This is a genomic window from Kitasatospora sp. NPDC056783 (genome assembly GCF_042789895.1).
In the GTDB taxonomy this organism is placed as follows: domain Bacteria; phylum Actinomycetota; class Actinomycetes; order Streptomycetales; family Streptomycetaceae; genus Kitasatospora.
On sequence record NZ_JBHUAF010000361.1, the window covers coordinates 1 to 8,936 of the forward strand.

Genomic DNA, 8,936 nt, shown 5'->3' on the forward strand with positions numbered 1-8,936 from the left:
GGTGGTGAGGTTGCCGGTGGTGAACCAGCGCTGGAGGCCGTGGTGGTGGCCGGGGCGGAGGCTTCCGTGGGCGTCGACGGCGGTGGTGAGGAGGGTGACGACGGTCTGTTGGGTGGGGGTGAGGGCGGCGGGGACGTCGAAGACGCCGAGGGCTTCGAGGACTTCGCCGGTGTCGGCTTCGGAGTTGGGGCGGGGGTCGGCGAGGAGGGCGTCGTGGCAGTCGGCGAGGCGGCGGGTGGTCTCGGCCGCAGGGATGGAGAGGGCGAGGCAGACGGCCTGGGCGCAGGGGGTGGGCTGGTGGCCGAGGCGGGCGAGGAGGGCGTAGGTGGCGGCGGGGGTGGCGCCGCGGGAGAGGGTGTGGCGGGCGAGAGTACTGAGGTGCATGGGAGTTCGGGCTTTCAGGCGGTGGCGAGGGAGGCGGGGACGGGGGCGATGACGGCCCAGATGAGCTTGCCGATGCCGCCGGGGCGGGGCGCGCAGCCCCAGCGTTCGGCGAGTTCGTTCACGAGGTAGAGGCCGCGTCCGTGTTCGTCGGTGGGGGTGGGGGTGCGGAGGGCGGGGTGGCTGGTGCCGGCGTCGTGGACTTCGAGGCGCAGGTGGCCGTGGACGAGGGCGAAGCGGATCTCGATGTGGCGGTCGTCGTCGGCGTCGGAGTGCTGGACGGCGTTGGCGAAGAGTTCGGTGAGGAGGAGTTCGGCGGTGTCGGCGTAGCGGTAGCCGGCGGGGAGGCCGGAGAGGTAGGCGCGCAGCAAGTAGCGCGCCAGGGGGGGCGGATTCGACACAGGAGTCGAGACGGGCGACGAACATGCGGGGGCGGCGGCGGGTGGTGAGCATGGGGGAGTACCTCAGGGGATGGATGTAGGAGCACGGAGGTAGTGCGCCAGCGATGGATGTGGTCCCGGCTGGCCGTGCGCGTGATGTCAGATGATGTGGGGGCCGCCGAGCGAGGACCGGAAGGCGGCGAAACTGGCAGCGGCGTCGGTGAGGGCTCGACGGCGCGCGAGGTCACCCGAGGTGCGGCGTGGCGGGTGCCCATCGCCGTGGTCCTGGGTGACGGTGTGGGCGACGGTGAGGAATCCGCCCCGGTCTCTGAGGGCGGCGGGGAGGCAGTCGTGGGCGTCGACGCTGCGGATGGCCCGGTCGCCGGTCACCATGTCGTGGGTCCAGGTGACCACGCCGTGGATGGTGCGGGCGTTCAGGGCGTTGGTGATGACCTGCCAGCCGGACCGTTGGTCGAGTGGGGGCGTGGGGTCGTTGTCCACCATGGTGAGGGCGACCGTCCAGTCGCGGGCCTCGGCGAAGGCGCGGGCCTGGCCGGTGAAGGCGTGGGCGGTGATCTCGTCGCTGGTCGCGATGTACAAGGCGACGGGAACACGGCGTACGGGCGGCCGGTCAGGCCGAGTCGGCGTCATGATGCCAAGGCTGCCGCCGAGTTCGGCCGTCGTGAACGTGCGGGGCGTGCCAGTTCCGGAAGTCGTACCGGCCTCGGGTGATACGGGGTGTATCAGTGCGATCTCAGTGAGTGAACAGGCTGATACCGAGAATGCCTCCGAGCCTGCGCACCCGGGTGGTGCTGGCATGCCCCGCGCGCTGCATGATCGCTCCCGGAAGGGCTTGGTGCCGGGCCCAATCGGGGTGCGCGCTGCACACCTGGAGCAGGGTGTCCAGGGCTGCGTCGTACTGGCGGGTGTCGGCCTGAGCGAGGGCGATGTCCAGCCCGAGCCGGTTGCGGGCGGCCTGCGGCAGCGGGGAAAGGTCGCCGAGGTTGCGGGCGAGAGCCAGGGCCTTGCCGGGGTCACCCATGACTGTGTGGATGCCGATGGCCTGTGCGGTGACTGTGGTCGGACCGTAGCTGGTGCCGTTGATCATCACATCGCGGCCCATTCGCGCTGCGACCGCGTGTCCCTGGGAGAGGAGGTCGCGGGCCCGGTCGGCGTCACCGTTGCGGGAGGCCACGACGGCGGCGAAGGTGACGTGCCACCCGTAGGTGGCCAGCGTCTCCGGATCCCGTTCCGAGTAGCGGGGTTCGATCGACGCGAACGCGTCCTCGGCGGTGGTGGTGGCCTGGTCGAGGCGGGCATCGCGCAGGTAGATCCAGGACCTGCCGCAATCCACCATCGCGGCCCGTAGCGGGTCTGCGGCCATGTGGACGTGGTGGCGGGCATGTCCGATCGCCGCGTAGGCCAGGTCGCGGGCGCCGTGGAACTGGGCGGTGTAGGAGGCTAGTCGGTAGGCGTCGGCGAGGATGCCATGGGCTGCGCACCGCTCGCCGTCTGGGGCGGACCGCAGGAGGGCGGCGGCTTCGATGATGGCTGGGGCCGCGAGGCTGCCGGCCTGGGTGTAGTCCCCGGCGCGGTAGTCCGTCCATGCTCGGGCTAGATCGGCGCGCAGTGCTGCGGCGTCCGGCGGTTCGATGTCGGTTCCGACTCCTGCGGCGGTGTCGTGCACCGTGCGGGACAGCCCCCTCAGCATCGCCCGGTCGCCGATCAGCGAAGCCCTCCGGGGTGCCTGTTGCCCGAGGATCACCGACACGTCCGCGTGCAATGCGGCGGACAGCTTGAGCAGGGATGGCAGCCCGATGCTGCCCCCCTCCTTCTCCGCCTTGCGGACGGTCGGCACGGATACCCCGGCGGCCTCTGCCAGTTCTTCCTGCGTCATGCCGGCCCGCAGCATCTTGATGCGCTGGCCGGTGGAGTAGTCGGACCACTGCGTCATGGGTGCCTCCGAGGTGAGTGGCCTTAAGGCGGACCGTACCCCGTCATCGCGCGTCCGGCGTGGGAACGGCCTGGCTGTCATCCATGTTGGCGTCTGTTCAGAGCGCGGCGGGGACGCCGAGCAGGGCCGCTATGCGGCCGGCGGCGCCGGGCTGCCCGTCGGCGAGGACGGTGGTGATGCCGAATTCCGCGGCCGGGGGCAGGTTCGCCGGGTTGTCGTCCACGAACAGGCAGGCCTCGCCGGGGAGTTCGAGCCGATCCAGCGCGAGCCGGTAGATCGCCGGATCAGGTTTGGCCACTCCTTCCCTCTCGGAGATGACCGTGACATCGAACAACTCCCAGACGCCCAGGGCCTCATAGGGATCGTACGGGTCGAGGCCGAACGAGTTGCTCAGCAGCGCGACCTTCAGGCCTGCCCGACGCGCGGAGCGGGCGAGCGCCACCATGTCCTCGGCTGCCCGCACGCCGCTCCACGCCCGGCCCATCAGGTTCTCGTGCTCCGGCACGCCCAGGACGGGCGCCACCTGCCGGTTCCACTCCGCCTGGCTCAGCCGCCCCGCTTCGAGTTCGGTGTACAGCCGGCTGACCACCGGATCATGCCCGAGCGTCCGCCGCCACGCCTCGCCGTCGAGGCCCTGGGCGAGGCACCACGCGCGCAGCACGGGTCCGGCGTCGGCGGTCAGGACGCCGACGAAGTCGAGGATCAGGGCGGCGAAGGGGAGCCCGGGTTCGCGGGGGCGGGTGACGGTCGGGGCGGTCATCGTCATGGCGGGTTTCGTCCTCCGATGGTCGTTCGGCTTCGGTCACTTCCGGGCGTTGAGGCGGCGGGTGGGTTCCGCCGTGGTCGGGTCTTCGGGCCAGGGGTGGCGGGGGTAGCGGCCCCGCAGGTCGGCGCGGACGGCACGGTAGCCGTCGCGCCAGAAGGACGCCAGATCACCGGTGACGGCGGCGGGGCGGCCGGCGGGGGACAGCAGGTGAATGGTCAGGGGCACCCGGCCGCCGGCCAGGGCGGGGGCCGCCGCCCAGCCGAAGAGTTCCTGCAACTTGACGGCCAGCACCGGGCGTTCGGTGCTGTAGTCGACTCGTATCTTCGAACCGGACGGCACCGTGATGCGCTCGGGGGCGAACTCGTCCAGTCGTCCTGCCTCGCCGCTCGTCCACGGCAGGAGGCGCTGGAGGGCGGCGGTCGTGTCGATGCGGGCGAGGTCGCCGCGGCGGCGGGCGCGGGAGAGTTCGGGCTCCAGCCACTCGTCGGCGCGCTCCAGCAAGGCGTCATCGCTGACGTCGGGCCATGGGTCGCCGATGGCGGTGTGGAGGAAGGCCAAACGCTCCCGGAGGTTGGACGGGAACGTGAGCAGCGTGCTGACGCCGTCGCGGGCGAGGCCTTCCAGCAGGGCGGCTCGGACGAGGGCCCGGTCGGGGCGGTCCAGGGGCTTCTCGGCGAGCTCGATGGCGCCCAGCGACTCCACCCGCCGGGAGACGATCTCCCCGCGCCGGGTGTCCCAGTGGACTTCGGCCCGGCTGCCGACCAGCGCCGCGCCCGCGGCCAGGGCGGTGGCCTCGTCCAGTGCCGCCGCGTGCAGGACGCGGGCGGACGGGGACCCGGCGGGGCGGTCGGCGACCGCGACGGCGAGCCAGGGCAGGGCGCCGAGCCGGGTGTCGGGGGCGAGTTCGGCGGCCGTACCGGAGGCCATCAGGTACGGGCTGCGCTCGCCGGGGGCGGGCCGCTCGACCCGGGCGCGGGCGATCCGCTCCGGGAAGGCGAGGGCGACGACGAGTCCGGCGGCGGTGGCGTCGGGCAGGGCGGTGGCGGGTTCGTCGGAGGTGGCACGCAGCAGACGGCGGACTTCGTCGCGCCAGCGGCCCGCGTACGGGTCGCGGGAGGAACGCACCGTGCGCCACACCGCGCCGAGGTCGTCGCCGAGGGCACGGGGCGGCTCCTCGGAGAGCAGCGCGACCACCTCGGCCGCCCGCCGCGCGCCGACCGCCGCCGCGCCGTCGACCAGGGCGCGCCCGAGCCGGGGGTGCAGCCCGGTGCGGGCGAGCCGGACGCCGCGCGCGGTGGCCCGTCCGTCGGCGTCCACGGCGCCGAGGGCCTGGAGGGTCTGCCGGGCGGCGGCCATCGCCCCGGCGGGCGGGGCGTCGGGCAGGGCGAGGCCGGTGGCGTCCGGGTCGCCCCAGCAGGCGGCCTGGAGGGCGAACGGGGTGAGGTCGGCGAGTGCGATCTCCGCCGTGGGGAAGCGGGCGGCGCGGGCGTCCTCGGCCTCGTTCCAGCAGCGGTAGACGGTGCCGGGGGCCTCGCGTCCGGCTCGTCCGGCGCGCTGTCGGGCGGCGGCGAGCGAGGCCCGGACGGTGACCAGGGCGGCCAGTCCGCGGGCGTGGTCGGTGCGGGGTTCGCGGGCGAGTCCGGCGTCGACCACGACCCGGACGCCGGGCACGGTGAGCGAGGACTCGGCGACGGCGGTGGCGAGCACGACCCGGCGCGAAGCGCCCGGGGTGAGCGCGGCGTCCTGGACGGCCTGTGGGGCGCGGCCGTGCAGTTGCAGCACCTCGGCCGCCACCCCGCCGAGTTGCCCGGCGACCCGGGCGATCTCGCCGACGCCGGGCAGGAAGCAGAGCACGTCGCCGTCGTGCTCGCCCAGCGCCCGCCGGACGGTCGAGGCGACGTGGTCGAGCAGTGCCGGGTCCACCCGGGTGCCGTGCGCGGGCCGGACGGCGCGGGGCGGCGGGGCCCAGACGACGTCGACCGGGTGGGAGGTGCCGTGCGCCTCCACCACCGGGGCGCCGCCGAGCAGTTCGGCCCAGGCCTCGGTGTCGGAGGTGGCCGAGGCGCAGACCAGTCCGAGGTCGGGCCGCAGGGCGGCCCGGACGTCCAGCAGGAAGGCGAGCGCGGTGTCGGCGTCCAGGTGCCGTTCGTGGCACTCGTCCAGCACCACGAGGTCCACGCCGGGCAGTTCCTGGTCGCGCTGGAGGCGTTGCAGCAGCACGCCGGTGGTGACCACCTCGACGACGGTGTCGGGGCCCACCCGGCGGTCGCCGCGCACCGTGTACCCGACCTCGCGGCCCACGGACGAGCCGAGCAGCCAGGCCATCCGGCGGGCGGCGGCCCGGACCGCGAGCCGGCGCGGCTCGGCGACCAGCACCCGGCGGATCCTTGAGTCGTCCGGGTCGTCCAGCAGCCCGGCCAGGGCGAGCGGCACCAGTGTCGTCTTGCCGGTGCCGGGCGGGGCGGCGAGGACGGCGGTGCCGTGCCCGTCCAGCGCGTCGTGCAGGGCGGGCAGGGCGGCGCGGACGGGCAGGTCGCGCCAGGCCGGGTTCAGCAAGACGGCTCAGCCCCGCTCGGTGACGAAGATCGCGGTGCCGGGGATCAGCCGCCCGCGCAGCGGGGACCAGCCGCCCCACTCCTGCTCCAGCCCGGCCGGCCACTCGGGCTCGACCAGGTCGACCAGCCGGAAGCCGGCGGCGACGAGTTCGCGGACCCGGTCGCCGAGGGTGCGGTGGTGCTCGACGTAGGTGGCGCGGCCCTGATCGTCCTGCTCGACGTACGGGGTGCGGTCGAAGTAGGAGGACATCGCGGTGAGGCCCTCGATGCCCGGCTCGTCCGGGAAGGCCCAGCGGATCGGGTGGGTCACCGAGAAGACCCAGCGCCCGCCCGGGCGCAGCACCCGGTGCACCTCGCGCATCAGGGCCTCGGTGTCGGCGCTGAACGGGACGGCGCCGTAGGCGGAGCAGGCGAGGTCGAAGGAGGCGTCGGCGAAGGGGAGGACTGCGGCGTCGGCCTGGACGACGGGGACGGGCGCGGTGCCGCGGCCGAGGTCGATCCGGCGGGAGTGCTGGAGCTGGCGGTAGGAGATGTCCAGGGCGACCGGCCGGGCGCCGCGGGCGGTGAGCCAGCGGGAGCACTGGGCGGCGCCGGCGCCGATCTCCAGGACGTCCTTGCCCTCGACGGAGCCGAGCAGCCGGGCGTCGGCCTCGTCCAGGCCCTCGGGGCACCAGGTGAAGCGGTCGTCGCCGAGGAACTCGCCGTGTTCGTCCTGGTAGTCGTCGGCGTTGCGGTCCCACCAGTGCCGGCTGGCCCGGCTGCTCTCCCCGGTGCCGGCCGTGCGGCGCACGGCGTCGTCGCCGTACTCCTCCTCGGCCGGCGCCGGCCGCGCCGCGGGGGTGTCAAGATCGTGCAGGTCCGGCTGGGGGGTGGTGGCCACGGTGACAATGCCCATCGCGTAGGGTATGGAGTGCGGAAGCGCCGCTGCCGAGAACCGGCCCGTGAGGGTTCGGCTCCTGGCGGTGGCATCCGGGGAAAACGGGCCCCTTCGGGCGCCGCCGCGAGGCGCGCAATCGGAGGATATGGCCTGATCCGTACCGGGCTCCACCGTCTTGCCGTCCTTCGGCATTGACCGTGCCTGGCCGTCCCCGTATGCTACAAGTTGCGCTGCGGGCCTGCGCGCCTCAGACGGAGCAGGTCGCGCTCGCATCTGTCGAAGACCCCACGGTCGCAAGACGGACGCCGGTTCTCGTTGTACGGGAATTTCGGTGCGCCGTGTTCTTGGCTGTCCGGCTTTCGGTGGGAGCGATACGGGCCCTCCGCGTGGCATTACCTACGACTTTCATGTCCGTACCGGAGCCCTTTTCCTAATGACGAGCCCCACCGACTCCTCCCTCAGCACCACCCCGCAGGTCGCGGTCAACGACATCGGCGACGCGGAGGCCTTCCTCGCCGCGATCGACGAGACCATCAAGTACTTCAACGATGGCGACATCGTCGAGGGCGTCATCGTGAAGGTCGACCGTGACGAGGTCCTCCTCGACATCGGTTACAAGACCGAGGGCGTCATCCCGTCCCGCGAGCTCTCGATCAAGCACGACGTTGACCCGCACGAGGTCGTCGCCGTCGGTGACAACATCGAGGCCCTGGTTCTCCAGAAGGAGGACAAGGAGGGTCGTCTCATCCTGTCCAAGAAGCGCGCTCAGTACGAGCGTGCCTGGGGCACGATCGAGAAGATCAAGGAAGAGGACGGCATCGTCACCGGTACCGTCATCGAGGTCGTCAAGGGTGGTCTCATCCTCGACATCGGCCTCCGCGGCTTCCTTCCCGCCTCGCTGGTCGAGATGCGTCGCGTCCGCGACCTCCAGCCCTACGTGGGCAAGGAGCTCGAGGCCAAGATCATCGAGCTGGACAAGAACCGCAACAACGTGGTCCTGTCCCGCCGTGCCTGGCTGGAGCAGACCCAGAGCGAGGTCCGCCAGACCTTCCTCACCACCCTCCAGAAGGGCCAGGTGCGCTCCGGCGTCGTCTCCTCGATCGTCAACTTCGGTGCCTTCGTGGACCTGGGTGGCGTCGACGGCCTGGTTCACGTCTCCGAGCTGTCCTGGAAGCACATCGACCACCCGTCCGAGGTTGTCGAGGTCGGCCAGGAGGTCACCGTCGAGGTTCTCGACGTCGACATGGACCGCGAGCGTGTCTCCCTGTCGCTGAAGGCGACCCAGGAGGACCCGTGGCAGCAGTTCGCCCGTACCCACCAGATCGGCCAGGTCGTTCCGGGTAAGGTCACCAAGCTGGTTCCGTTCGGTGCGTTCGTCCGCGTGGACGAGGGCATCGAGGGTCTGGTCCACATCTCCGAGCTGGCCGAGCGCCACGTCGAGATCCCGGAGCAGGTCGTCCAGGTCGGCGACGAGATCTTCGTCAAGGTCATCGACATCGACCTCGAGCGTCGCCGCATCAGCCTGTCGCTCAAGCAGGCCAACGAGGCCCTGGGTGCCAACCCGGCCGAGGTCGAGTTCGACCCGACCCTGTACGGCATGGCCGCCTCGTACGACGACCAGGGCAACTACATCTACCCGGAGGGCTTCGACCCCGAGGCGAACGACTGGCTGCCCGGCTTCGAGAAGCAGCGCGAGGAGTGGGAGCGCCAGTACGCCGAGGCGCAGACCCGCTTCGAGCAGCACCAGGCCCAGGTCATCAAGAGCCGCGAGGCCGACGCCCAGGCCGCCGAGGAGGGTGGCGACGCCGTCGCCGCTGCCGCCGGTGGTTCCTACTCGTCCAGCAGCGACGAGGGCTCGGGCGCCCTGGCCTCCGATGAGGCCCTGGCCGCCCTGCGCGAGAAGCTGGCCGGCGGCCAGAGCTGAGGCTCTCGCTTCCCGCTAGCCGATAGCTAGACGGTGGGCCCCACCCCGAATTTCCGGGTGGGGCCCCTTCGGGTTGTGCGGCCGCGGTTCGGGTGGCCG

General features: G+C 72.5%; 8 protein-coding genes. 1 reads left to right on the forward strand and 7 read right to left on the reverse strand.

Features of this window, described 5'->3' with window-relative positions:
- The 7 genes from ACFRMQ_RS33355 to ACFRMQ_RS33385 form a co-directional block, all read right to left on the reverse strand.
- Window positions 1-384, reverse strand: a 384-nt coding sequence (locus tag ACFRMQ_RS33355) for a hypothetical protein (RefSeq protein WP_380734497.1), incomplete at its 3' end; no start/stop codon positions are given.
- Window positions 385-398: 14 nt separating this feature from the next.
- Entirely contained in the window at window positions 399-782 is a 384-nt protein-coding gene (locus ACFRMQ_RS33360; RefSeq protein WP_380734498.1) for an ATP-binding protein, read from the reverse strand.
- A gap of 138 nt (window positions 783-920) precedes the next feature.
- Entirely contained in the window at window positions 921-1,412 is a 492-nt protein-coding gene (locus tag ACFRMQ_RS33365) for a hypothetical protein (protein WP_380734499.1), read from the reverse strand.
- Between the two features lie 103 nt (window positions 1,413-1,515).
- Window positions 1,516-2,715 (reverse strand): helix-turn-helix domain-containing protein, encoded by a 1,200-nt coding sequence (locus tag ACFRMQ_RS33370; RefSeq protein WP_380734500.1) that lies wholly within the window; start codon window positions 2,713-2,715, stop codon window positions 1,516-1,518.
- Window positions 2,716-2,812: 97 nt separating this feature from the next.
- Window positions 2,813-3,481, reverse strand: coding sequence for an HAD family hydrolase (locus ACFRMQ_RS33375; protein ID WP_380734501.1), 669 nt, complete (start codon window positions 3,479-3,481; stop codon window positions 2,813-2,815).
- Between the two features lie 36 nt (window positions 3,482-3,517).
- A complete protein-coding gene (gene hrpB / locus ACFRMQ_RS33380; protein ID WP_380734502.1) occupies window positions 3,518-6,037 on the reverse strand; it encodes an ATP-dependent helicase HrpB in 2,520 nt (839 codons plus the stop codon).
- Window positions 6,038-6,043: 6 nt separating this feature from the next.
- Window positions 6,044-6,931, reverse strand: a complete 888-nt coding sequence (locus ACFRMQ_RS33385; protein ID WP_380734503.1) for a class I SAM-dependent methyltransferase — start codon at window positions 6,929-6,931, stop codon at window positions 6,044-6,046.
- A gap of 415 nt (window positions 6,932-7,346) precedes the next feature.
- Between ACFRMQ_RS33385 and rpsA the strand changes: the two genes are divergently transcribed.
- Window positions 7,347-8,837 carry a 30S ribosomal protein S1 gene (rpsA, locus tag ACFRMQ_RS33390; RefSeq protein WP_316520647.1) on the forward strand — a complete coding sequence of 497 codons (1,491 nt, stop codon included), beginning with the start codon at window positions 7,347-7,349 and terminating at the stop codon, window positions 8,835-8,837.
- The last annotated feature ends 99 nt before the right edge of the window (window positions 8,838-8,936 follow it).

Bases quoted from the DNA above. Each gene is read 5' to 3' on its own strand.
- ACFRMQ_RS33375 (WP_380734501.1), bottom strand. From the start codon at position 3,481: ATGACGATGACCGCCCCGACCGTCACCCGCCCCCGCGAACCCGGGCTC.
- ACFRMQ_RS33370 (WP_380734500.1), bottom strand. From the start codon at position 2,715: ATGACGCAGTGGTCCGACTACTCCACCGGCCAGCGCATCAAGATGCTG.
- ACFRMQ_RS33385 (WP_380734503.1), bottom strand. From the start codon at position 6,931: ATGGGCATTGTCACCGTGGCCACCACCCCCCAGCCGGACCTGCACGAT.
- rpsA (WP_316520647.1), top strand. From the start codon at position 7,347: ATGACGAGCCCCACCGACTCCTCCCTCAGCACCACCCCGCAGGTCGCG.
- ACFRMQ_RS33365 (WP_380734499.1), bottom strand. From the start codon at position 1,412: ATGACGCCGACTCGGCCTGACCGGCCGCCCGTACGCCGTGTTCCCGTC.